Source organism: Arthrobacter sp. MMS24-T111, assembly GCF_054888995.1.
Map to the genome: position 1 here is coordinate 2,916,263 of NZ_JBTZRO010000001.1, position 23,440 is coordinate 2,939,702.

A 23,440-nucleotide genomic window follows, 5' to 3' on the forward strand; every position below is an offset into this window, starting at 1 on the left:
GTCCTAGTATCCTTATCCGTGTTGTTCCGGCCCCACCCGGCCGGCCGCCAGCCCACCGAACCGAACGGATCTTGCTCGTGACAACTTCCCCTGCCTTCCCGCGGGTCCACATCGCCACCGACCACGCCGGCATGGAGCTCAGCGCCCACCTGGTGTCCCACCTGACGGGCAAGGGGTACGAGGTGGTGGACCACGGGCCCAAGGTCTACGACGCCCAGGACGACTACCCCTCCTTCTGCATCAACGCCGCTTTGGCCGTCGTCGCCGACCAGCAGGCAGGCGTGCACGCCCTGGGCATCGTGCTGGGCGGTTCCGGAAACGGTGAGCAGATTGCCGCGAACAAGGTCAAAGGCGTACGTGCCGCCCTGGCATGGAACCTTTCCACCGCCACCCTCGCCCGCGAGCACAACGACGCGAACGTCGTTGCGGTGGGCGGCCGCCAGCACTCGGTGGAAGAAGCCACCGAACTGATTGAGGCCTTCCTTGCCGAGCCGTTCAGCAACGATGAGCGCCATGTCCGCCGGATCGGCAAGATCGCAGCCTACGAGGCCACGGGCGAGGTCATCGAGTAGTGCCTGAGGGACATTCGGTCCGCAGGCTCGCCCGGCAGTTCGGAGACGTCTTCCTTGGCGAAACCCTGGCCGTTTCCAGCCCCCAGGGCAGGTTCGCCGGGGAGCGGCCCTGCTTGACGGGCACGCCCTCGTCGCCGCCGAGGCACACGGCAAGCACCTGTTCCTGCACTTTGACAACGCGTTGGTGCTGCACGTCCACCTCGGCCTGTACGGCGCCTGGAGCTTCGGCGGCGACCGCACCTTCGCCGGCGCCTCCAGTATTGGCGCACCCCGCCGGGTGGGGGAGCGGGAAGCCTTCTCCAGCGGCGACGACGACGGCGGTGCAGCGTACGCGGGTCCGCCACCCCCGGTGGGGGCCGTACGGGTCCGGCTGGCAGGGGGCCACGGCTGGGCGGATCTGCGCGGGGCAACCACCTGCGAAACCATCACCGGCGCGGAGGCGGACGCCGTCCTGGCCCGGCTCGGACCGGATCCGCTGCGGAACCTCCGGGGCGACGCGGGCCGGTTCTCTGCGAACCTTCGGGCCCGGAAGACACCGCTCGCCGCGCTGCTCATGGACCAGAAGATCATTGCCGGGGTAGGCAACGTCTACCGCGCCGAAGTACTGTTCCGGCGCCGGCTGGATCCGTGGCTTCCCGGCGGCGCCCTCCCGGACAGCGATGCCCGGAAGCTGTGGCGGGACGTCGTCGCCGTCATGGCCGACGGCGTCGCCGACGGACGGATCATCACCACGCCGCCGAAGTACTGGACCCTCAATGGGACCACCGCCGCCAAGGCCGCTGCAGCCGGGAATCCTGTGCCGCCCAAGGGTGCGCACTTCCCCGCCCGCGAGGACGTCCACTTCGTCTACAAGCGGCAGGGCCTGCCGTGCAGGGTGTGCCGGACAACCGTGCTCGTCACCGACCTCGTCGGCCGAAACCTGTACTGGTGCCCCTCCTGCCAGCAGCCGGGGGAGTAGGAGAAACGAAGAAGGCCCCTCCGTGGAGGGGCCTTCTTGTGTGTCCGTGGAGGGGACGACGGGAATCGAACCCGCGTAATCAGTTTGGAAGACTGAGGCTTTACCATTAAGCTACGTCCCCGAAGGAAGATCCGTTTTCGCGGAAACTTCGGGCTGGCTGTTCAAGCCGGATACAACTAAACCTAATCGATGGCCTACGTGTCAAATGTGCATTCGCGACGCGTATCACCGTAGACTTGCCTGTGCACTTACGGGGTGTAGCTCAGCTTGGCTAGAGCGCCTGCTTTGGGAGCAGGAAGTCGCAGGTTCAAATCCTGTCACCCCGACTCTGCGGCCAGGACCAGCAGGCCTGGACATCCAATGCGTTATGCAGAAACCCATCCCACAACCCAGGAGTACTTAGACCGTGAAGAGCGCTGTCGAGAACCTCACCCCCACGCGGGTCAAGCTCAATGTTGAGGTCCCCTTTGAGGAACTGAAGCCCAGCATCGACTCGGCCTACAAGACCGTTGCCTCGCAGATCCAGGTTCCCGGGTTCCGCAAGGGCAAGGTTCCCGCCAAGCTCATCGACCAGCGCGTCGGCCGCGGCTACGTCCTGGAAACCGCCATCAACGATGGCCTCAACGGCTGGTACCAGGCTGCCGTGCAGGAATCCGGCATCCGCCCCCTGAGCCGTCCCGAGGTGGAGATCACCGAGGTGCCCGATCCCTCCGCAACCGACGGCGGCCTCAAGTTCGCCGCCGAAGTTGACGTCCGCCCCGAAATCGAACTCCCGGACTACGCCGGCATCGAGGTCCAGGTGGCCGCCGCCGAATCCTCCGAGGCCGACGTCGACAAGGCCCTCGACGAGCTGCGCGGCCGTTTTGGCACGCTCAAGTCCGTTGACCGTCCGGCCGCCGACGGCGACTTCCTGACCATCGACATCACCGCCACGATCGACGGCGAAGAGGTTGACTCCGCTGCCGGCCTGTCCTACCAGGTGGGTGCCGGCACCATGCTCGAGGGCATGGACGAGGCCGTCACCGGACTCAGCGCAGATGAGGACGCCATCTTCGACACCACCCTGGTGGGTGGCGACCACGCCGGCGAAGCCGCCCAGGTCAAGGTCGTCGTGAAGGCCGTCAAGGAACGCGAACTGCCGGAAGCGAACGATGACTTCGCCCAGCTCGCCTCCGAATTCGACACCCTTGCCGAGCTCCGCGAGGACCTCGCCAAGCAGGCTGCCGACTCCAAGATCGTCGAGCAGGGCGTCGAAGCCCGCGACAAGGTCCTCGACAAGCTCGTCGAGCTGGTTGAGGTTCCCGTTCCCGACTCGGTGGTCGAAGAGCAGCTTGAAGCCCACTTCCAGGAGGGCAACGGCCACGGAGACGGCGAACACGACACCGAAGAGCACCGCGAAGAGGTCCGCGCCAACACGGCCCGCGCCTTCCAGAACGAAATCATCCTCGACGCCATCGCGGAGAAGGAAGAAGTCAACGTCAGCCAGAGCGAGCTGATCGACTACATCGTCACCACCGCCAGCCAGTACGGCATGGACCCCAACCAGTTCGCCCAGATCATCGATCAGAGCGGCCAGGTCCCCATGATGGTCTCCGAGGTCCGCCGCCGCAAGGCACTGGCCGTCGTCCTTGGCCAGGCCACCGTGACCGACACCGAGGGCAACGCAGTCGACCTGAGCGACTTTGTCCGCCCCGGCGGCGAGGAAGTTCCCGCCGAGGAAGCCCCGGCTGAAGCTGACGCCACCGAAGCTGTGGAAACCGAAACTGCCGAGGCAGAGGAAACCACTGCCGAGGCCAAGGCATAGCCTTTCCCAGCAGCAGCGAACGGCCCCTGGATCCTTCCGATCCGGGGGCCGTTCGCGTTGGGCCGAAAACCGGAGCGGGCGCTGTCCGCCGATCGTGCGCCGTCAGCGAACAGCAGTCAGTGCGCGAACAAATCGTCCGGGAAACCGGTTAGTGTCCAAGTAGTGATTTTCAGTGATGTCACCGTCACCAGTGAGAGGTAAATAAACATGTCACAGCACTCAGAGGCCCCCCGGATGGCGACCGTCGATCCTGCAGTCCAGGACAACTACATTTACAACCGCCTCCTCAAGGAGCGGATCATCTGGCTGGGCTCGGAGGTGCGTGACGATAACGCCAACGCCATCTGCTCGCAGCTGCTGCTGTTGTCCGCGGAGAATCCTGAAAAGGACATCTACCTCTACATCAACTCGCCGGGCGGTTCCGTGACGGCAGGCATGGCCATCTACGACACCATGCAGTTCATTCCCAACGACGTCGTCACCGTGGCCACCGGCCTGGCCGCCTCCATGGGCCAGTTCCTGCTGTCCTCCGGCACCAAGGGCAAGCGCTACGCCACGCCGAACGCACGCGTGCTGATGCACCAGCCCTCCGGCGGCATCGGCGGCACCGCCTCGGACATCAAGATCCAGGCCGAGCTCATCCTGCACATGAAGAAGGTCATGGCGGAACTGACTGCCGAGCAGACGGGCCAGACCGTGGAGACCATCCTCAAGGACAACGACCGCGACAAGTGGTTCACCGCCACCGAAGCCCTTGAATACGGTTTCTTCGACAAGATCGCCGCGCACGCCGGGTCGGTTTCCGGCGGCGGCGGAACGTCCAACGGATCTTCCGGCGAATCAGCCGCGCAGAACTAACCGGCATCCAGAACCCCTTCGATCAGGAGTAAACACAATGAACTACAACTTTGGGTGGTCCGCCGGGAATCTTCCGTCCAGCCGCTACGTCCTGCCACAGTTCGAGGAACGCACGCCCTACGGCTTCAAGCGCCAGGACCCCTACACGAAGCTCTTCGAGGACCGCATCATCTTCCTCGGCGTGCAGGTGGACGACGCATCTGCCGACGACATCATGGCCCAGCTGCTGGTCCTGGAGTCCACCGATCCGGACCGCGACATCACCCTGTACATCAACTCTCCCGGTGGCTCATTCACGGCCATGACTGCCATCTACGACACCATGCAGTACATCCGGCCCGAGATCCAGACGGTCTGCCTGGGCCAGGCCGCCAGTGCGGCCGCCGTTCTGCTGGCCGCCGGTACTCCCGGCAAGCGGCTGGCACTGCCCAACGCCCGCGTCCTGATCCACCAGCCGGCGCTCTCCGGCGGCCAGGGCGGCCAGGCTTCCGACCTGGAGATCCAGGCGGCAGAGGTCATGCGGATGCGCTCCTGGCTGGAGGACACCTTGGCCCACCACTCCGGACGCACATCGGAGCAGGTCAACAACGATATCGAGCGCGACAAGATTCTCACGGCCGCTGAAGCGCAGGCCTACGGCCTGATCGACCAGGTGCTTGATTCCCGCAAGATCAAACCGCAGGCGATCACGCGGTAGCAGTGCCAACAGCCGGTGCGGCCATGTTCATTTGGCCGCACCGGCCTTTTCATTCCACCCTTGGCGTCCAATGTGACCTAGAGTGGAAGATGTCACAAACCGGTCCCCGCTGGCCGGAAGATATTTTTCAGCAACGGCGCAGGGCTGCCTGGCAGCAGGATACTAAGGGGTTCACATATGGCTCGGATTGGCGAGAGCACTGATCTGCTGAAGTGCTCTTTCTGCGGAAAGAGCCAAAAGCAGGTCCGGAAGCTCATTGCCGGGCCCGGTGTCTACATCTGCGATGAATGCATCGAGTTGTGCAACGAAATCATTGAAGAGGAACTCGCTGAAGTCGCAGACCTGGGCAGCTTCGAACTTCCAAAACCGCGGGAGATCTTCGACTTCCTGCAGGAATACGTCATAGGCCAGGAGCCCGCCAAGCGTTCCCTCGCCGTCGCGGTCTACAACCACTACAAGCGCATCCAGGCCGGGCACGCGCCCAAGTCCGGGAGCCTCGGCGACGCCGGGCACCATGACGACGTCGAGATCGCCAAATCCAACATCCTCCTGATCGGTCCCACCGGTTGCGGCAAGACTTACCTCGCGCAAACCCTGGCCAGGCGCCTGAACGTCCCGTTCGCCGTGGCAGACGCCACCGCCCTGACGGAGGCCGGCTACGTCGGCGAAGATGTCGAGAACATCCTGCTTAAGCTCATCCAGGCTGCGGACTACGACGTCAAGAAGGCCGAGCAGGGCATCATCTACATCGATGAGATCGACAAGATCTCGCGGAAGAGCGAAAACCCTTCCATCACCCGGGACGTGTCCGGCGAGGGTGTCCAGCAGGCACTCCTGAAAATCCTGGAAGGCACGGTGGCGTCGGTGCCGCCGCAGGGCGGCCGGAAGCATCCGCACCAGGAATTCATCCAGATCGACACCACGAACGTCCTGTTCATCGTGGCCGGTGCCTTCGCCGGGCTGGAAGAGATCATCGGCTCCCGCTCCGGGCGCAAGGGCATCGGGTTCGGCGCCCCGCTCAACGAGGCCAGCAAGAAGGTCGACTCCTACGGCGAAGTCATGCCCGAGGACCTGCTGAAGTTTGGCCTGATCCCCGAATTCATCGGCAGGCTTCCTGTGATCACCACCGTCTCCAACCTTGACCGCGACGCCCTGATCCAGATCCTGTCCACGCCAAAGAATGCCCTGGTGAAGCAGTACCAGAAGATGTTCCAGATTGATGGCGTGGAACTGGTGTTCGACGACACCGCCCTGGACGCTATCGCGGAGCAGGCCCTTGAGCGAGGCACCGGTGCCCGCGGCCTCCGCGCCATCCTGGAGGAAGTCCTGCTTCCGGTGATGTTCGACCTGCCAAGCCGCGAGGATGTCGCCAGCGTGGTCATCACCGAAGACGTGGTGCTGCGGGGCGCCGAACCCACCCTGATTCCGCACGCGGCCAAGCGCCGCAAGTCTGCCTGACCGAGAGGATTTTCGTGACTGCACCCGCCAAGAACAAAGCCGACTTCTGGTTCGACCCCCTCTGCCCGTTCGCGTGGATTACGTCCCGCTGGATTGGCGAGGTGGAGGCCGTCCGTGACATCGAGACCGAATGGCACGTCATGAGCCTGGCCGTCCTGAACGAGGGCCGCGATCTTGAGCCGGCCTACCGGGAATCCATGGACAACGCCTGGGGTATGGTCCGTGTGATCATTGCGGCTCGGGAAGGGCATGGCCCCGAGGTGATCAAGCCGCTCTACGACGCCATGGGAACCCTGATCCACGAGCGTGGGGAGAAGGACCGGTCGGAGGTCATTGCCAAGGCCCTCGCCGAATGCGGCCTCCCCGAGTCCCTCGCCGACGCGGCCGCCAGTGACGCTTTTGACGCTGAGCTGCGGGCCAGCCACGAGGAAGGTATCTCCCTGGTGGGCCAGGACGTTGGTACGCCGGTGGTGGCCTTCAACGGAACAGCCTTTTTCGGCCCCGTCCTCACCCGCATTCCGCGCGGCGAGGTTGCCGGGCAGCTGTGGGATGCGACCACCGCGATCGCCGGCTACCCCCACTTCTTCGAGCTGAAGCGAAGCCGCACTGAGAGCCCGGAGTTCAACTAGAACGCTGGTCGACTGCACGTGCAAGGGCCCCGGGGAACTACATGACAGTAGTTCCCCGGGGCCCTTGCACGTGGCCCGGCGCGGGAGAACAATGGTTCTTACCCACTTCGAAAGAAGCGGGACGCAGGAACCAAAGATTCAGTGATATGCAATTTCGACGCAGCCATCGGCAAAGTCGAATGCAAGCTGCCAGTGACGGAGCAGTAAGACCTGGAAACTCAGCGGATCCTGCCAGACCATTGGAAAAGCGTCACCAGATGGCCGAAAGTCGAAGCCCCACCAACGGCAAAACGCTGATGGGGCTTCCCCTTTGCCCTGGAACGGGCGCGGCCGGACGAGGCCGGGTGTCAGGCCTTGGCGGGCTCGTCGCTCGCGGCGAGGGCAACATTGGTGACCGCAAGATCCCCGTCACCCACCACCAGGGTAATTTCTCGGGCGTTTGATGCCGCCTTCAAATCCGCCAGCCCGGCCCGCAGCTGTGCTGTGAGGGCCTCCGTTGCGGTGATCGTGGCGGACAGCACCTCGGTCCGCTGCTTGACCTTCGCCTCGGATTTGGCCTTGCGGACGCCGCTGAGGGCAATCCCCACCGTGGCCAGCATGGTGGTGTCACCGCCGGGAATCTCCAGCGCTGACGGCCATGCGGCGCGGTGGACCGATCCGCTGCGCCACCAGCTCCAGACTTCTTCCGTGGCGAACGGAAGGAAGGGGGCAAAGAGCCGCAGGAGGGCGTCCAGGGTGGTTGCCAGGGCGGCCAGCACCGATGCCTGCTCTGATTCGCCGGCGGCACCGTAGGCGCGGTCCTTGATCAGTTCCACATAATCGTCCGTGAACTGCCAGAAGAACGATTCCGTGAGCTGCAGGGCCCGGGCATAGTCGTAGTTTTCAAACGCCTTGGTGGACTGGGCGACGACGTCGGCAAGTTGTGCCAGCAGGGCGCGGTCCAGGGGGTTGGTCAACACCGAAAGATCGTCCGAGAGGACGGAGTTTTCGGTGGCACCCAGGTTCAGCACGAACTTGGAGGCGTTCAGCAGCTTGATGGCCAGGCGCCGGCCGATCTTCATTTGCGCAATCTCGTAGGCTGTGTCGGCCCCGAGGCGCGCAGAGGCGGCCCAGTAACGCACCGCATCCGAGCCGTACTCATTCAGCACGTCCGTGGGGACGACGACGTTGCCCTTGGACTTGGACATCTTCTTGCGGTCCGGGTCCAGGATCCAGCCGGAGATGGCCGCATGCTTCCAGGGCGCACTGTCCTGGAGGGCGTCGGCGCGGACCGCTGAGGAAAACAGCCAGGTGCGGATGATGTCATGGCCCTGCGGGCGGAGGTCGAACGGGTACACCTTCGCGAAGAGGTCCTCGTCCCGGCTCCAGCCGCCCACGATCTGCGGGGTCAGCGATGACGTGGCCCAAGTGTCCAGGACGTCGGCATCTCCGGTAAAGCCGTTTGCCTGGTCACGCTGCGTCTCGTCGAAGCCGGGTGCGGCGTCCGCTGCCGGATCCACGGGGAGCATGTCGTCCGAGGGGAGGATGGGGTGGTCGTAATCCGGGTTGCCCTGCCCGTCCAGCGGGTACCAGACCGGAATGGGCACGCCGAAGAACCGCTGCCGGGAGACCAGCCAGTCGCCGTTCAACCCGGCGATCCAGTTCTCGTAGCGGGACCGCATGAACGAGGGGTGGAAGTCGATCTCCTTGCCGCGGCCGATCAGGCGTTCGCGGCGGTCCTCGTCGCGGCCGCCGTTGCGGATGTACCACTGGCGTGAGGTCACAACCTCGAGCGGCTTGTCGCCCTTCTCGAAGAAGTTCACCGGGTGGGTGATCTTCTTCGGCTCACCGTCCAGCAGGTCGGCTTCCTTGAGCAGTTCAACCACGGCCTCCTTCGCGGAGAACGCCGTCTTGCCGGCAATGGCCGCGTACGCCTCCTTGCCGGACTCGCTGGTGATCCACTCGGGGGTTTCGCCGATGATGCGGCCGTCACGGCCCATGATGGCGCGCGTGGGCAACTGCAATTCGCGCCACCAGGTCACGTCGGTCAGGTCGCCGAAGGTACAGACCATGGCGATACCCGAGCCCTTGTCCGCCTTTGCCAGCGGGTGGGCCTTGACCTCCAGTTCGACGCCGAACAGCGGCGACGTCACGGTCTTGCCGAACAGCGGCTGGTACCGCTCGTCGTCGGGGTTCGCCACCAGGGCGGCGCACGCGGCCAGCAGTTCCGGGCGGGTGGTCTCGATGAAGATCTTTTCGCCGGCTTCGGTGAAGAAGGGGTAGCGGTAGTAGGCTCCGGGAACCTCGCGGTCCTCCAGTTCGGCCTGGGCCACCGCCGTGCGGAACGTCACGTCCCACAGGGTCGGGGCCTCGGCCATGTAGGCGTCGCCGGCGGCCAGGTTGGCCAGGAAAGCGCGCTGTGACACGGCACGGGAGGTGTCATCAATGGTGCGGTACGTCAGGTCCCAGTCGACGGACAGGCCCAGGGTCTGGAACAGGTTCTCGAAGACCTTCTCGTCCTCAACAGCCAGTTCCTCGCAGAGTTCGATGAAGTTCTGCCGGGACACGACGTCGAAATCGCGCTGGTTCTTGGCCGGCTGGGCCGGTGGCCGGTAGTCGGCGTTGTACGGAACGGCGGGGTCGCACCGCACGCCGTAGTAGTTCTGCACGCGTCGCTCGGTGGGCAGCCCGTTATCGTCCCAGCCCATGGGGTAGAAGACGTTCTTGCCCGTCATGCGCATGTAGCGCGCCTGGACATCCGTCTGGGTGAAGGAGAACATGTGCCCCACATGCAGGGAACCCGACGCGGTGGGCGGGGGAGTATCGATCGAGTAGACCTGCTCCCGGGTGGTGTCGGGGTTGAACTTGTAGGTTCCTTCGGACAGCCAGCGCTGGGTGAGCGTGGCTTCGAGGCCTTCGAGGGCCGGCTTGTCCGGAACGTTGATGGGGGCGGTGGTGGGCGTGTCTGTACCCTGCGTGTCTTCAGCCATTGGGCAATTCTTTCATGCCGGCTTCAATCCCACCCAACCAACCCCGGGCCGCCTGGTCCCGTTAGGGTGGTGCCATGACTGAGGACTTGCAGAAAAAGGCAGCATTGGTGACCGGAGCGAGCAGCGGAATCGGGGAAGCGGCTGTCCGTGCCCTGCGCGCGGACGGCTGGACGGTCTTCGCCGTCGCGCGCCGGGCGGACCGCCTCGACACCCTGGCGGGCGAGACAGGCGCCGTGGCGATCCCGGCCGATATCGCAGAGGACGACGACGTGTCCCGGCTTCTTGCGCGGGTCACCGACGCGGGCGGCATCGATACGCTCATCAACATCGCCGGCGGCGCCCGCGGCGCCGACCGGGTAGGAGATGCCAGCACGGAGGACTGGGAGTGGATGTTCCGGGTCAACGTCCTGGGAACCATGAAGCTGACCCGCGCTTTCCTGCCGATGCTCCGTGCCACCGGCCGGGGCACAGTCCTCAACCTGACGTCGACGGCGGGACTGGATGCTTATGAGGGCGGCGGCGGCTACAACGCGGCCAAGTTCGGCCAGCACGCCATGACGAATGCCCTCCGCCTGGAGGAAGCGGAGCACAACCTGCGGGTTATCGAGGTGGCGCCGGGCCTGGTGCAGACCGAGGAATTCGCGCTTAATCGGCTGGGCGATGCGCAGGCCGCCGGGAAGGTCTACCAGGGGGTGGAAAAGCCGCTGACGGCCGCGGATGTGGCAGACGTGGTCCGATACGCCGTCTCCGCCCCGCACCATGTCAACCTGGACCAAATCGTTGTCCGGCCTGTGGCGCAGGCCGCGACACACAAATTGATCAGGAAGGGCTAGGAATCCCTGACGTGCAGGGTGGCCACCACCGCCGCATGGTCGGTGCCCGGAACCGGCTGGACTGAATAGTTCGTGGCCCTGATTTCCGGGCTGGTCACGAAATGGTCCAACGTGATCCCGGGCAGCCGGTAGTCGCGCTGAAGAATTCCACGTCCACGGTGGGCTGGCCGATCCTGCGATGCCGGCCAAGGCACCCACCAGCGACAACCGGATGCAGCCGATGGCGGGGATCATGTATGACTCCCTCCGCCTCCCGGTTGACCAAGGCAGCTGACCGCGTGCCGCCACCCCCGGCCTTCGGAATGGCACTGGACGCGGCGGAAATAGTAGACTGGCCTGTGGCTATGACCCGGCAATCACCGGTGAGCTTCCGGAAGAACACGCTGCCGCCCGTCAACGGCGGCCGCGCCAGTAGAACCGGACGGGTAAGCCCGTCACAGCAGTCAACGAGAGGCCGGTGCGGCGCCCGTTCCGCAAGGGACACGCAGTGCCGGTAAGTGAGGTGGTACCGCGGTGAGCGTGCAGTCCCAGGACGGCACGGACGCCGTCCTCGCATCCTGAACGGAACAGCCGGCACGCGCCGGAGGTTCACCGCGCCCAACCCAGGATGTCGAACATGACGTTTTACCCCAAGGCCTCAGCCTCCAGCACCCCAGCCAGCGGCAATGCCGGCGTTTCCGCCTCCGTGAAGTTCCCGGAGATCGAAGAGCGCATCCTGAAGTACTGGGACCAGGACGGAACGTTCCAGGCCAGCATCGACCAGCGCAGCGCGGATGCTCCCGGCGGCGAGCCGGGCAGCAACGAATTCGTGTTCTACGACGGCCCGCCGTTCGCCAACGGCCTGCCGCACTACGGCCACCTCCTCACCGGTTACGCCAAGGACCTCGTTGGCCGTTACCAGACCCAGCGCGGGCGCCGCGTCGAGCGCCGCTTCGGCTGGGACACGCACGGATTGCCCGCCGAGCTCGAAGCCATGAAGCAGCTGGGCATGACGGACAAGACCCAGATCGAAGCCATGGGCATCGACAAGTTCAACGACGCCTGCCGGGCATCCGTCATGAAGTACGCCGACGAATGGCGCAGCTACGTCACCCGCCAGGCACGCTGGGTGGACTTCGACAACGACTACAAGACCCTGAACGTCGAGTACATGGAGTCGGTGCTCTGGGCCTTCAAGCAGCTGCACGACAAGGGCCTGACCTACAACGGTTACCGCGTCCTGCCGTACTGCTGGAAGGACGAGACCCCGCTGTCCAACCACGAGCTGCGCATGGACGACGACGTCTACAAGAACCGCCAGGACCAGACGGTCACCGTCACGTTCCCCATCCTGGCCGGCGAATCCGCGCTGTCCAAGCAGCTCGACGGCGTCCAGGCCCTCGCCTGGACCACCACGCCCTGGACGCTGCCCACCAATGCCGCGCTCGCCGTCGGCCCCGCCATCACCTACGCGGTGCTCCCCGCCGGACCCAACGGCGTCAAGGCTGCATCGGCCGACGCCCCGGTGACGGGCAGCTTCCTGCTGGCGGCAGACCTGCTGGGCAACTACGCCAAGGACCTCGGATACGACAGCTTCGAGGACGCCGAAGCGGCGGTCGTTTCCACCCACACCGGTGCCGAACTGGAAGGCCTGGAGTACCGGCGGCTCTGGGACGACTTCGCCGACAACGAAAAGTACGGCATGGAGAACGCCTGGCGCTTCCTGGTGGCCGACTACGTGACCACCACGGACGGTACGGGCATCGTGCACCAGGCTCCGGCCTACGGCGAAGATGACCAGAAGGTCTGCGAGGAAGCCGGCATCCCGGTGGTGCTCTCCGTTGACGAAGGCGCAAAGTTCCTGCCCTTGTTCAAGCACGGCGAACTCCACGACATCGCCGGACTGCAGGTCTTCGAGGCCAACAAGCCCATCACCCAGGTACTCCGCGCCCAAGGCCGGCTGGTCCGCCAGGCGAGCTACGAGCACAGCTACCCGCACTGCTGGCGCTGCCGTAACCCGCTGATCTACCGGGCCGTGTCCTCCTGGTACGTCGAGGTCACCAAGTTCAAGGACCGGATGTCCGAACTGAACCAGGAGATCAACTGGATCCCCGGCAACGTCAAGGACGGCCAGTTCGGCAAGTGGCTGGACAACGCCCGTGACTGGTCCATCAGCCGCAACCGCTACTGGGGCAGCCCCATCCCGGTGTGGCAGTCCACGGATCCCGACTACCCGCGCACCGATGTCTACGGTTCCCTCGCCGAACTCGAAGCGGACTTCGGCCGCCTGCCCCTGAACAAGGACGGCCAGGTGGACCTTCACCGCCCGTTCATCGACGAGCTCACCCGGCCCAATCCGGACGATCCCCGCACCCCCGAAGAGGGCCAGTCCGTGATGCGCCGCGTCGAGGACGTCCTGGACGTCTGGTTCGACTCCGGCTCCATGCCCTACGGCCAGGTCCACTACCCGTTCGAGAACGAAGCCTGGTTCAACACGCACAACCCGGCAGACTTCATCGTGGAGTACATCGGACAGACCCGCGGGTGGTTCTACATGCTGCACATCCTCTCCACTGCGCTGTTCGACCGCCCGGCGTTCCGGAACGTCATCAGCCACGGCATCGTGCTGGGCTCCGACGGGCAGAAGATGTCCAAGAGCCTGCGCAACTACCCGGACGTCTCCGAGGTCCTGGACCGCGACGGCTCCGACGCCATGCGCTGGTTCCTGATGTCCAGCCCCATCCTCCGCGGCGGCAACCTGATCGTCACCGAGCAGGGCATCCGCGACGGCGTCCGCCAGGTCATCCTGCCGCTCTGGAACGTCTACAGTTTCTTCACGCTGTACACCAACGCAGCGGACGGGGGCCGGGGTTACGACGCCACGCTGCGCTACGAGGGTTACGCCGACACCCTCGACCAGTACCTGCTGGCCAACACCGGCGACCTGGTCCGGAACATGACGGCGCAGCTGGACTCTTACGACATCTCAGGTGCCTGCGACTCGCTGCGCAGCTACCTGGACATGCTCACCAACTGGTACGTCCGCCGCAGCCGGCAACGGTTCTTTGATGAGGACAAGGACGCCTTCGACGCCCTGTACACGGCCCTCGAGACCGTCACCCGCGCCGCGGCCCCCCTGCTGCCGCTGGTGTCCGAAGAGATCTGGCGGGGCCTGACCGGCGGCCGGTCCGTGCACCTGGCCGACTGGCCGGACGCGGGCCTCTTCCCCGCAAACCCCTCCCTCGTCGAAGCCATGGACCGCGTCCAGCAGATCTGCTCCACCGGCTCCTCGCTCCGCAAGGCAGCCAACCTGCGCGTCCGGCTGCCCCTGCAGGAGCTCACCGTGGTGGCACCGGGTGCCGGTGCGCTGGACGGTTTCGCCGCCGTCGTCGCCGATGAACTCAACCTGCGCGCAGTCCGCCTGCTCGACGCCGAGAACGCATCCCCGGAGGAATTCGGCATCCAGCAGAAGCTGGTAGTCAACGCCCGCGCCGCCGGCCCGCGGCTGGGCAAGAACGTCCAGGCTGCCATCAAGGGCGCCAAGTCCGGCGATTGGTCAGTGGACGACGACGGTGCGGTCACCGCGGGCGGGTTGCGCCTGGAGCCCCAGGAGTACACCCTGGAGACCGTCGTGGCGGATTCCGATGGCGGTGACGGCGGCTCCAAGGCCGTCGCGGTCCTGCCCGGTGGCGGCTTCGTGGTGCTGAACACCGAGGTGACCCCTGAACTCGAGGCCGAAGGCCTGGCCCGCGACATGGTCCGCGCCATCCAGCAGGCCCGCAAGGATGCCGGACTCAATGTCAGCGACCGGATCCGCACCACGGTAACCGCCGCGCAGAACGTCGTGGCCGCCCTGCTGGCGAACGCCGAACTGGTCAAGGGCGAGACCCTGACCGTTGACCTGGCTGCCGAACCGGCAGACGTGGACGAACCCGCCGTCGTGGTGGAAAAAGTGGAGGCCTAGGACATGACCGACGAATTTTCGGTGGAAAGCGTCTACGCGGAACTGCTGGGCCGGGCGCCGGAAAACAAGATGGAGCCTCGCCTGGCCCCGCTGTTCCGCGCCATGGACGTCCTCGGCGAACCCAACAAGGCGTTCCCGATCATCCACGTGACGGGAACCAACGGCAAGACCTCCACGTCGCGGATGATCGAGTCGGTACTCCGCGCCCATGGCCTGAGCACGGGGCGGTACACCAGCCCGCACCTGTCCAAGGTCACCGAGCGGATCAGCATCGACGGACACCCCGTGCCGGATGAGACGTTTGTGCGGATCTGGGACGAAATCCGGCCCTACCTGCAGATTGTGGATTCGGAACTGGAAGCCGAGGGCCAGCCACGGCTGACGTACTTCGAATGCCTCACCATCCTTGGCTTCGCCATCTTCGCTGACCAGCCGGTCAATGTGGCCGTCATCGAGGTGGGCCTGGGCGGCATCACCGATGCCACCAACGTCGGGGACGGCCAGGTCTCCGTGGTTACCCCGATCTCCCTGGACCACACCGACCTGCTCGGTGACACCACGGAGGACATCGCCCACGAAAAGGCAGGCATCATCAAGCCCGGCGGCTACCTCATCAGCGCCGCCCAGCCCATCGACGCGGCCCAGGTCCTGCTGGAGAAGGCCAAGGAAGTAGGCGTGCCCTTCCGCTTCGAGGGGGTGGAGTTCGGCGTCGAGTCACGCACCGTGGCCGTGGGCGGCCAGATGGTCACCATCCAGGGCATCGCCGGGCGCTACCCGGACCTGCTGGTGCCGCTTCATGGATCCCACCAGGCGCAAAACGCCGCCGTGGCGGTCGCCGCACTGGAGGCGTTCTTTGGCGGCGAAAAGGAACTCGACTTCGAGGTCCTGCAGGAAGGATTCGCTGCGGTGACCTCGCCCGGCCGCCTGGAAGTGGTGCGCACGGCGCCCACCATCGTCGTGGACGCCGCGCACAACCCGGACGGCATCCGGGCCTCCGCCGCCGCCCTGCAGGAAGCATTCACGTTCACCAAGCTGGTTCCGGTAGTGGGCGTACTCAAGGAGAAGGACGCCGAAGAGATCCTGCGCGAACTCAAGGAATCCCTGGGCGGCCTGGCCGACGAGTACTGCTTCACCCAGTCCAACTCCCCGCGCGCAGTTCCGGCAGCCGACCTCGCCGAGCTCGCCATTGACCTTGGCTTCGGCGAAGACAAAGTACACATCGCCGAGAAGCTGGACGACGCACTGGAATGGGCCGTTGAGCGGGCCGAAGCCAACGACGACCTCTCCGGCGCCGTGCTGGTCACGGGCTCCATCACCCTGGTGGCTGAGGCACGGATCCTGCTCGGGAAGACTGAGGCGTAATCCATGGCCAGACTGACAAAGGCACAGCGCGAGTGGCGCCCCGGGATGCCGAAGAAGCGCCGCTCCACCAAAGTCATGTTTGCCTCCACGGTGCTGCTCCTGGAAGCATTCGTCATGTTTTTCGCCACCCTCGCGGTGTTCGGCCTGCGCCGGGAGGAGTTCCCGCCCGCCCTCATTTTGGGCGTAGGCCTTGCCCTGAGCGCCGTCATGGTGGTGGCCTGCGCGGTCCTCACTAAGCCCTGGGGGGTGGCGCTGGGGTGGATCCTGCAGGTCATCCTGATCCTGACCGGCATCTTTGAGCCGGCCATGTTCCTGGTGGGCGCCCTGTTCGCCATCGCCTGGTGGTACGGGATCCGCACGGGCATCAGGCTTGACCGTGAAGCTGCGCAGCGCGCCCGCGAGGAAGCTGAATGGGAAGCCTCCCACCCGGACCAGGCCGCCGGCCCGGCCCAGCCATAGTACCCGTAGACTTGACCTGAAACCCCACCCGAACCATTGGAGCAGTTGTGACCACAGAGCGCACCCTCGTCCTGATCAAGCCCGACGGCGTCGCCCGTAACCTGACCGGCGCCATCCTGGCCCGGATCGAAGCCAAAGGCTACAGCCTTGTTGAGCTGAAGAAGGTTGACGCCACCCGCGAACTGCTGGAGCAGCACTACGAAGAGCACGTGGGCAAGCCGTTCTACGAGCCGCTGGTCGAGTTCATGCTCAGCGGCCCGGTCGTGGCGGCCATCTTCGAAGGCCACCGCGTCATCGAAGGCTTCCGTTCACTGGCCGGGACCACCGATCCCACGACGGCGGCACCGGGCACCATCCGCGGCGACTTCGGCCGCGACTGGGGCCTGAAGGTCCAGCAGAACCTGGTCCACGGGTCGGACTCCACCGAATCCGCCGAGCGCGAGATCAAGATCTGGTTCCAGGGCTGACAGGCCCCGGAACAGCAAGAAGCCCTTGGTTCTTTCGAACCAAGGGCTTCTGTCATCTGCGGCCTAGAAGCCCGAGGTACCGGCGAACACCTGGATGAACGCAAAGAAGATGGTGGCGATGACGGCAACATACAGCAGCGCCGTGATGATCCAGCCGGAATCGCCAAGGATGCGGGTTGCCCGGGCGGGCAGCGGGATGACTCCTGCCGTGATGTTCCTGATGGTGGTCCAGACGAACAGCGGGATCATGGCCGACCACACGATCATGCAGAACGGGCACAGGATGTGGATGGAGTACAGGGCCTGGGACCACAGCCACACGACGAATGCGAAGCCCAGCGTGACGCCCGCCTGCAGGCCAACCCAGTACCAGCGGGCGAAGGTGGCGCCCGCGAGCAGGGCCATGCCCACGGTAATGATGATGGCGAAGGCCACGATTCCGATGAACATATTGGGGAACCCGAACAGTGAACTCTGCCAGGTCTGCATGACCTGGCCGCATGAGATCCAGGGATTCACGTCGCACACGGTGGTGTGGTTGGGGTCCTTGAGTACCTCGAGCTTCTCCAGGACGAGGGTGCCGGAGGCAAGCCATCCCACGATTCCGGTGATGACCAGAAGCCAGCCGAACGGCCGGTTCCGGGTCATCCGGGGGAGGTTTTCGGCAGCAGCGGTGCGCGGCTCGACGGCTCGATCGCTTTCGTGGGCGCTGACGGGGGAGATGCTGGGCATGGGTGTGGCGTCCTTTTCATCCGGTGCTCCTGTGCCTGATTGTAACGCCGGTGGCTGGGCCCGCCACCCAGAAAGGCAAGGGCGGCGCGGGCCTCCGCGGCGATCCTGCCCGGGTATGAGAGAATGAACGTGGCTGGAAGCCGATCCACATTCGGACTCCGGTCCGGTGGTTTGTTCCCAAGACCGCCAATGATGAGCAGGGCAGGCTTCGGAATTCTCCGGCACTCCCGCGACTCCATTGAGCGGCACCTGGTTGTGGCACGCAGAACAACGGGTTTTCAGAACATCCACCGGCTCCTGTGGGCTGCCGCACCCCAATGCCGGTGCGAACCCGGGAGCATCCATTTGACTTCTGTCAACGCCTGCGGGTTTTGACAATATGTGCCCCAATGGGTGCCGGATGTGGCGGTACGTCAGGGGCAGGAGTGTAGCCACATATGGATAATGATCGAGAACTGGCCGTTAATGACGAAGCAGTGGCAACAGAGGCCGCTGCTGCACCGAAGAGGGCTCCGCGGACCCGGCGCAAGGCGGCGCCCAAGGCTGCCGAAGCCGTAGCGGACGAGGCCGTAGCGGACGAGGCCACCGCACCAGACCCTGCGGCCGACACGCCGGTGGAAGAACCCGCCGCGGAGAAAGAGGCGCCCGCCCGCCGCACCCGCGCCCGGAAGAAAGCCGACGCCGCCGAACCCCTTCCCGCGTTCGCCGATGACACTGCGCCGACCACCGGCGCAGCCGTTGCCGCAGTTGAAGTATCCGCACCGGCCCCGGCCGATGAGGGCCCGGCTGCCGGCCCGGACATCGCGGCGGACGCCGAAACGAAGCCTGTACGCCGCCGTCGGGTAGCCACCCGCAAGGTCGCTTCCCCGGCTCCGGCCCCGGAAACTGTAGCGGCGGAAGCTGCTGACGCCGCTCCGGTGCAGGACGCCGTGGAAGAAACCGCAACGGAGGAAACCCCCGAGGCGTCTGTTGCTGCCCCGGAAGCCGCCGCCGGCCCCGCCCTCGAAGAGGTCCCGCACGCCCCGGTGCAGGCACAGGAGCCCGCTGCCGCACCTGCAACTCCCGAGGCCGGAAGCGACGCCGCGTCAACGGCGGCAGCAAGCCCCTTTGGTTCGCTGTTCCTGGAACCAGGTTCCCCCACGTCAGTCCTCTTCCAGGCGCCGGACCTGAGCACCGTGGTCCGCCCCACAACGCCCGCGGCGGAAGAGACCGACGAGGAAGAATCCGACGAGGCAGACGATTCCGCCAGCCGCCGCCGGCGCCGCAGCCGTGGCCGCCGCGGACGGAGCCGCATCGGCGACCGGACAGATGAAGACGTCGAAGGCGGCACCGGTGACGCCGATGCCGACGACGAAGCCGACGAGGACGCCAACGGGCCGGTGGAAGACGGCGTGACCTCCCGCCGTCGCCGTCGCCGCCGCCGCGGTGACCAGGACCTGGAGCTGACCGGTGGGGAAGGCGACGATCCGCCCAACACGGTGACGAGGGTCCGTGCGCCGCGCGCCGTCAGCGAAGCGCCGGTCAACAACCGGGTCACCAGCGTCAAGGGCTCCACCCGCCTTGAAGCCAAGAAGCAGCGCCGCCGCGAATCCCGCGACACCGGCCGCCGCCGCACCGTGATCACCGAAGCTGAGTTCCTGGCCCGCCGCGAATCCGTGGACCGCCAGATGATCGTCCGGCAGCGCGACGACAGAATCCAGATCGGCGTCCTTGAAGACGGCGTCCTGGCCGAGCACTTCGTGTCCAAGACCCAGCAGGACTCGCTGATCGGCAACGTCTACCTGGGCAAGGTCCAGAACGTGCTGCCGTCCATGGAAGCTGCGTTCGTTGACATCGGGCGCGGCCGCAACGCCGTGCTGTACGCCGGCGAGGTCAACTGGGAAGCCGTCAACCTCGAAGGCAAGCAGCGCCGGATCGAAAACGCTCTGAAGTCCGGCGACACCGTCCTGGTCCAGGTGACCAAGGACCCAGTGGGCCACAAGGGTGCCCGCCTCACCAGCCAGATCTCCTTGCCCGGACGCTACCTGGTGTACGTGCCCGGCGGCTCCATGACGGGCATCTCGCGCAAGCTGCCCGACGTCGAACGCAACCGCCTCAAGCGCATCCTCAAGGACCGCCTCCCCGAACACGCCGGTGTCATTGTCCGCACCGCGGCCGAGGGGGCATCCGAAGAGGAGCTCACGCACGACATCAACCGCCTCCGCGCGCAGTGGGAGGGCATCGAGAGCCAGTCCAGCTCCACCAAGGTCCTTGCCCCCGAACTGCTGTACGGCGAACCTGACCTGACCATCAAGGTGGTCCGCGACGTCTTCAACGAGGACTTTTCCAAGCTGATCGTCTCCGGCGAGGAAGCCTGGGACACCATCGAGGCCTACGTCACCTACGTGGCCCCGGACCTGGTGGGACGCCTCGAGAAGTGGACCAAGGACCAGGACATCTTCTCCGCCTGGCGGATCGATGAGCAGATCCACAAGGCGCTCGAGCGCAAGGTGTTCCTGCCCTCCGGCGGCTCGCTGGTGATCGACCGCACCGAAGCCATGACCGTGGTGGACGTCAACACCGGAAAGTTCACCGGCAGCGGCGGCAACCTCGAGGAAACCGTCACCAAGAACAACCTCGAAGCTGCCGAGGAAGTGGTACGCCAGCTGAGGCTGCGCGATATCGGCGGTATCATCGTGATCGACTTCATCGACATGGTGCTCGAATCCAACCGCGACCTGGTCCTGCGCCGCCTCGTCGAGTGCCTGGGCCGCGACCGGACCAAGCACCAGGTTGCCGAGGTCACCTCCCTGGGCCTGGTCCAAATGACCCGCAAGCGCATGGGCACGGGCCTGCTGGAAGTCTTCGGCGAGCAGTGCGAGGCGTGTGCCGGACGCGGCGTCGTGACCCACGACGATCCCGTGGAGCACCGCAGGGCCAACATTGTGGCGGCCGAACACCACGTCCAGCGCGCCGACAACCGTCCCGAAGCCCGCGGGGAGGCCCACCGTCCCCACGGGCAGCGGACCGATGCCGCCCAGCCCGGTGCACGCCCCGAGCGGAAGCGCCGCCGTGGACGCGGCGGCCAGCAGGCCGAGGCAGTACCGGCGCCGGCAGTGCACGTGCACACTGTGCAGCCGGATCCCAGTGACGCCGAGCGGCACGCCAAGGCTGAAGCCACCCGGCTTGCCCTGGCCAACATCGCCGCGGCGGCCCACGCGGCGCACCTCCACGACGACGAGCTGGCAGCTGCCCGGCACGCGCCGGCAGGGCAGGCTCCGGACCCGCAAGCACCGGTCCAGCCTGCACCGGCAGCTGACGGGGAAAAGCACGACGCCGATACACACGGGCGTCCCGCGGCGGTCCTGACGTTCGGCGGCGAGAAAGTCCCGCTTCCGTTCGTGGAGCACGCGGAGGAGCAGCAGCCCAAGCCCGCCCTGACGCTGGACCGGCTCGCGGAAGCATTCGCGCACCTCGGCCAGCCGGTTTCCGCCGTCGAGGACGCTCCGGAAAATCCTGCAGCGGCTGAACCGGCAACGGAACAGGCCGCACAGGAGCCCCGGCCGCAGGGCGGCGAAGCCCCCGCGCGGGCCGCGGAAGCACCGGCTGAAAAGGACTACTCCGACCACACGCTGGAGCAGACAAGGCAGCGCAGGCCGCGCCGCCACCGGGCCGCCAGCCGAGCCCAGGGCGCCGCGAACGAAACCGCCGTCCAGCACCATGAGAACGTCCAAGCCGCCACTACCGGGCACTCGCACGCAGCCAAGGCCCCCGAGCCCGCGAACCAGAAGGTTCCTGATACCGGGAAGCGTTCTGAGGAACCCATCATCCTCGGCGTGGGCGTCCCGGCTTCGGAAGCTCTAAATTCCGGCAAGCCACGGCGTCGAGAGGTGAAGTCCCCGTCTCGTGGACCATTCCCCCCGAAAGTACAGGGGGAACAGTCCACGGGGCGGGGACTTCCTGCATCTGGCCGCTGTCACCTTTAGCCCGGCATCGCGCCAACGGCTAGGCTGGGAAACCGACACGGGGTGCCGCGCAGAAGGCCGGCTGAGATCCACACCCGTTGAACCTGTCCGGCTAGTACCGGCGAAGGGATGTCTGTTGTCTTCGACCCTCTCCATGCCCCTGCCAATTGCCTCCACTGACGCCACCGGCACCCCTGCCGGCCGCGACATCCCACGGGTCCTCTCCATCGCGGGCTCGGATCCATCCGGTGGAGCAGGAATCCAGGCGGACCTGAAAAGCATTGCAGCGCACGGCGGATATGGCATGGCCGCCATTACGGCACTCACCGCGCAGAATACCCGCGGCGTTGTGGCCGTCCACGTCCCGCCTGCTGCGTTCCTGGCCCAGCAGCTCGATGCCGTCAGCGACGACATCACCATCGACGCCGTCAAGATCGGCATGCTCGGCGACGAAGCGGTGATCCGCACAGTCCAGCAGTGGCTCGAAAAGGTGCGTCCCGCCGTCGTGGTCCTGGACCCCGTGATGGTGGCCACCAGCGGCGACCGGCTGCTGAAGGAATCTGCCGAAGCCGCCCTCCGCGACCTGCTGCCCGTTGCCCACCTCATCACCCCCAACCTGCCCGAACTGGCCATGCTCGTGGGCGAAGAGCCCGCGGGGGACTGGGAAGCCGCGCTGGACCAGGGCAGGCGCCTGGCGGATGCCACCGGCGCCACGGTCCTGGTCAAGGGAGGACACCTGTCAGGCGAAGGCTGCCCGGACGCGCTGGTCAACACCGCCGGTGTGCTGGCCCGGGACGTCGTGGAAGTGCCCGGCACCCGTGTCAACACCCGCAACAGCCACGGCACGGGTTGTTCGCTGTCCTCTGCCATGGCAACGGTCCAGGCCCGGCTGGGCGACTGGGAAGCGTCGCTGCGGACGGTCAAGCCCTGGCTGGCCGGAGCGCTTGAGGAGTCCGGCCGGCTGGAGGTCGGCCAAGGAAACGGGCCCGTGCACCACTTCCACCACGTGCGGCCCCACCTGCCGGAAGGCGGCTTCGCGGCCAGGCTCTGGGCCGAAGCCCGGCAGGACCTGGCGGATATCTACGCCCTGGACTTCATCCACGGCCTTGTCTCCGGCGAACTGGCCGAGAAGGACTTTGCCTACTATCTTGCCCAGGACGCCCAGTACCTGAACGGGTACTCCCGGGTCCTGGCCCGGGCCAGTGCCCTGGCCCCGTCCGAGGCGGAGCAGCTGTTCTGGGCAGGCTCGGCCCGGCAGTGCCTGGAGGTCGAATCGGAACTGCACCGCTCATGGCTCAGCACCCGGCCTGGGCAGACGGGCCTGGGGCCCGTCACCAAGTCCTACGTTGACCACCTCACAGCCGTCTCGGCGTCGGTGAGCTATGCGGTCCTTGCCGCCGCCGTCCTGCCCTGTTTCTGGCTCTACGCCGAGGTTGGCAGGACACTGCACGCCCAGTTCCTCGCGGCGGGCGAACCGGAAGGGCACGCCTACGCTGCGTGGCTCCGCACCTATGCCGACGAGGGCTTCGCCGAGGCCACCCGGCAGGCCATCGCCATTGTGGACGCGGCCGGACGGAAAGCCTCCGACCATGAACAGGCCGCCATGGTGACGGCGTTCAAGCAGTCCTGCCGGCTTGAAGTGGAATTCTTCGACGCGCCGCGCATTCACTCCTGACGTCCAACGGCGGCGCCCCGGCTACAATGGATACGCACGGTTGCGGCGCTGCATGCCAGGCTGTGGTTACTATCACAGCC

General features: G+C 66.0%; 15 protein-coding genes, 2 tRNA genes, 1 pseudogene and 1 riboswitch. Of the genes and pseudogenes, 15 read left to right on the forward strand and 3 right to left on the reverse strand.

What is annotated here, in order from left to right:
* Positions 1 to 77: 77 nt before the first annotated feature.
* Both ACX5I6_RS13685 and ACX5I6_RS13690 read left to right on the forward strand, forming a co-directional pair.
* Entirely contained in the window at positions 78 to 572 is a 495-nt protein-coding gene (locus tag ACX5I6_RS13685) for a ribose-5-phosphate isomerase (RefSeq protein ID WP_018761584.1), read from the forward strand.
* Positions 572 to 1,530 (forward strand): annotated as a pseudogene (locus ACX5I6_RS13690) (Fpg/Nei family DNA glycosylase). The gene ACX5I6_RS13685 and the pseudogene ACX5I6_RS13690 overlap by 1 nt, the downstream one beginning before the upstream one ends.
* Before the next feature lie 47 nt (positions 1,531 to 1,577).
* Here the strand turns inward: ACX5I6_RS13690 and ACX5I6_RS13695 are convergent.
* Positions 1,578 to 1,651, reverse strand: a tRNA-Gly gene (locus tag ACX5I6_RS13695).
* Positions 1,652 to 1,781: 130 nt separating this feature from the next.
* Here ACX5I6_RS13695 and ACX5I6_RS13700 point away from each other — a divergent pair.
* The 6 genes from ACX5I6_RS13700 to ACX5I6_RS13725 all read left to right on the forward strand — a co-directional run bounded on the left by ACX5I6_RS13700 (position 1,782) and on the right by ACX5I6_RS13725 (position 6,976).
* Positions 1,782 to 1,856: transfer RNA gene (locus ACX5I6_RS13700), tRNA-Pro, on the forward strand.
* Between the two features lie 80 nt (positions 1,857 to 1,936).
* A complete protein-coding gene (tig, locus tag ACX5I6_RS13705; RefSeq protein ID WP_461840819.1) occupies positions 1,937 to 3,334 on the forward strand; it encodes a trigger factor in 1,398 nt (465 codons plus the stop codon).
* Positions 3,335 to 3,568: 234 nt separating this feature from the next.
* Entirely contained in the window at positions 3,569 to 4,192 is a 624-nt protein-coding gene (locus tag ACX5I6_RS13710; RefSeq protein ID WP_461841719.1) for an ATP-dependent Clp protease proteolytic subunit, read from the forward strand.
* A gap of 37 nt (positions 4,193 to 4,229) precedes the next feature.
* Complete coding sequence (locus ACX5I6_RS13715) at positions 4,230 to 4,889, forward strand: ATP-dependent Clp protease proteolytic subunit (protein ID WP_018761580.1); 660 nt, start codon at positions 4,230 to 4,232, stop codon at positions 4,887 to 4,889.
* A gap of 177 nt (positions 4,890 to 5,066) precedes the next feature.
* Positions 5,067 to 6,347 carry an ATP-dependent Clp protease ATP-binding subunit ClpX gene (clpX, locus tag ACX5I6_RS13720; RefSeq protein WP_018761579.1) on the forward strand — a complete coding sequence of 427 codons (1,281 nt, stop codon included), beginning with the start codon at positions 5,067 to 5,069 and terminating at the stop codon, positions 6,345 to 6,347.
* Positions 6,348 to 6,361: 14 nt separating this feature from the next.
* Positions 6,362 to 6,976 (forward strand): mycothiol-dependent nitroreductase Rv2466c family protein, encoded by a 615-nt coding sequence (locus tag ACX5I6_RS13725; protein ID WP_461840820.1) that lies wholly within the window; start codon positions 6,362 to 6,364, stop codon positions 6,974 to 6,976.
* Positions 6,977 to 7,323: 347 nt separating this feature from the next.
* Here ACX5I6_RS13725 and valS read toward each other — a convergent pair whose 3' ends face one another.
* Positions 7,324 to 9,945, reverse strand: a complete 2,622-nt coding sequence (valS, locus tag ACX5I6_RS13730) for a valine--tRNA ligase (RefSeq protein ID WP_461840821.1) — start codon at positions 9,943 to 9,945, stop codon at positions 7,324 to 7,326.
* A 74-nt stretch (positions 9,946 to 10,019) separates the two neighbouring features.
* Between valS and ACX5I6_RS13735 the strand changes: the two genes are divergently transcribed.
* The 5 genes from ACX5I6_RS13735 to ndk all read left to right on the forward strand — a co-directional run bounded on the left by ACX5I6_RS13735 (position 10,020) and on the right by ndk (position 17,009).
* Complete coding sequence (locus ACX5I6_RS13735; RefSeq protein ID WP_461840822.1) at positions 10,020 to 10,778, forward strand: SDR family oxidoreductase; 759 nt, start codon at positions 10,020 to 10,022, stop codon at positions 10,776 to 10,778.
* A 616-nt stretch (positions 10,779 to 11,394) separates the two neighbouring features.
* On the forward strand, positions 11,395 to 14,721 hold the full coding sequence (ileS, locus tag ACX5I6_RS13740; protein WP_461840823.1) for an isoleucine--tRNA ligase: 3,327 nt from the start codon (positions 11,395 to 11,397) through the stop codon (positions 14,719 to 14,721).
* Between the two features lie 3 nt (positions 14,722 to 14,724).
* Positions 14,725 to 16,083: a bifunctional folylpolyglutamate synthase/dihydrofolate synthase gene (locus tag ACX5I6_RS13745; protein WP_285246277.1), complete on the forward strand. Its 1,359-nt coding sequence runs from the start codon at positions 14,725 to 14,727 to the stop codon at positions 16,081 to 16,083.
* Between the two features lie 3 nt (positions 16,084 to 16,086).
* Positions 16,087 to 16,542 (forward strand): DUF4233 domain-containing protein, encoded by a 456-nt coding sequence (locus tag ACX5I6_RS13750; protein ID WP_461840824.1) that lies wholly within the window; start codon positions 16,087 to 16,089, stop codon positions 16,540 to 16,542.
* Positions 16,543 to 16,589: 47 nt separating this feature from the next.
* The gene (ndk, locus tag ACX5I6_RS13755) at positions 16,590 to 17,009 is read left to right on the forward strand and encodes a nucleoside-diphosphate kinase (protein ID WP_285242823.1); all 420 of its coding nucleotides are present in this window, start codon (positions 16,590 to 16,592) and stop codon (positions 17,007 to 17,009) included.
* A gap of 63 nt (positions 17,010 to 17,072) precedes the next feature.
* Here ndk and ACX5I6_RS13760 read toward each other — a convergent pair whose 3' ends face one another.
* Positions 17,073 to 17,741, reverse strand: coding sequence for a vitamin K epoxide reductase family protein (locus ACX5I6_RS13760; protein WP_461840825.1), 669 nt, complete (start codon positions 17,739 to 17,741; stop codon positions 17,073 to 17,075).
* A gap of 437 nt (positions 17,742 to 18,178) precedes the next feature.
* On the opposite strand from ACX5I6_RS13760, the gene ACX5I6_RS13765 reads away from it, so the two are divergent.
* Positions 18,179 to 21,706, forward strand: a complete 3,528-nt coding sequence (locus tag ACX5I6_RS13765; RefSeq protein WP_461840826.1) for an Rne/Rng family ribonuclease — start codon at positions 18,179 to 18,181, stop codon at positions 21,704 to 21,706.
* Positions 21,707 to 21,734: 28 nt separating this feature from the next.
* Positions 21,735 to 21,832, forward strand: a riboswitch (TPP riboswitch).
* Positions 21,833 to 21,839: 7 nt separating this feature from the next.
* On the forward strand, positions 21,840 to 23,360 hold the full coding sequence (gene thiD / locus ACX5I6_RS13770) for a bifunctional hydroxymethylpyrimidine kinase/phosphomethylpyrimidine kinase (protein ID WP_461841720.1): 1,521 nt from the start codon (positions 21,840 to 21,842) through the stop codon (positions 23,358 to 23,360).
* Positions 23,361 to 23,440: the final 80 nt, after the last annotated feature.

Coding starts and splice junctions, on each gene's coding strand:
- ACX5I6_RS13735 (WP_461840822.1), top strand. CDS start 10,020: ATGACTGAGGACTTGCAGAAAAAGGCAGCATTGGTGACCGGAGCGAGC.
- ACX5I6_RS13710 (WP_461841719.1), top strand. CDS start 3,569: ATGGCGACCGTCGATCCTGCAGTCCAGGACAACTACATTTACAACCGC.
- ACX5I6_RS13750 (WP_461840824.1), top strand. CDS start 16,087: ATGGCCAGACTGACAAAGGCACAGCGCGAGTGGCGCCCCGGGATGCCG.
- ACX5I6_RS13765 (WP_461840826.1), top strand. CDS start 18,179: ATGGATAATGATCGAGAACTGGCCGTTAATGACGAAGCAGTGGCAACA.
- ACX5I6_RS13760 (WP_461840825.1), bottom strand. CDS start 17,741: ATGCCCAGCATCTCCCCCGTCAGCGCCCACGAAAGCGATCGAGCCGTC.
- clpX (WP_018761579.1), top strand. CDS start 5,067: ATGGCTCGGATTGGCGAGAGCACTGATCTGCTGAAGTGCTCTTTCTGC.
- ileS (WP_461840823.1), top strand. CDS start 11,395: ATGACGTTTTACCCCAAGGCCTCAGCCTCCAGCACCCCAGCCAGCGGC.
- valS (WP_461840821.1), bottom strand. CDS start 9,945: ATGGCTGAAGACACGCAGGGTACAGACACGCCCACCACCGCCCCCATC.
- ACX5I6_RS13745 (WP_285246277.1), top strand. CDS start 14,725: ATGACCGACGAATTTTCGGTGGAAAGCGTCTACGCGGAACTGCTGGGC.
- thiD (WP_461841720.1), top strand. CDS start 21,840: ATGCCCCTGCCAATTGCCTCCACTGACGCCACCGGCACCCCTGCCGGC.
- ACX5I6_RS13715 (WP_018761580.1), top strand. CDS start 4,230: ATGAACTACAACTTTGGGTGGTCCGCCGGGAATCTTCCGTCCAGCCGC.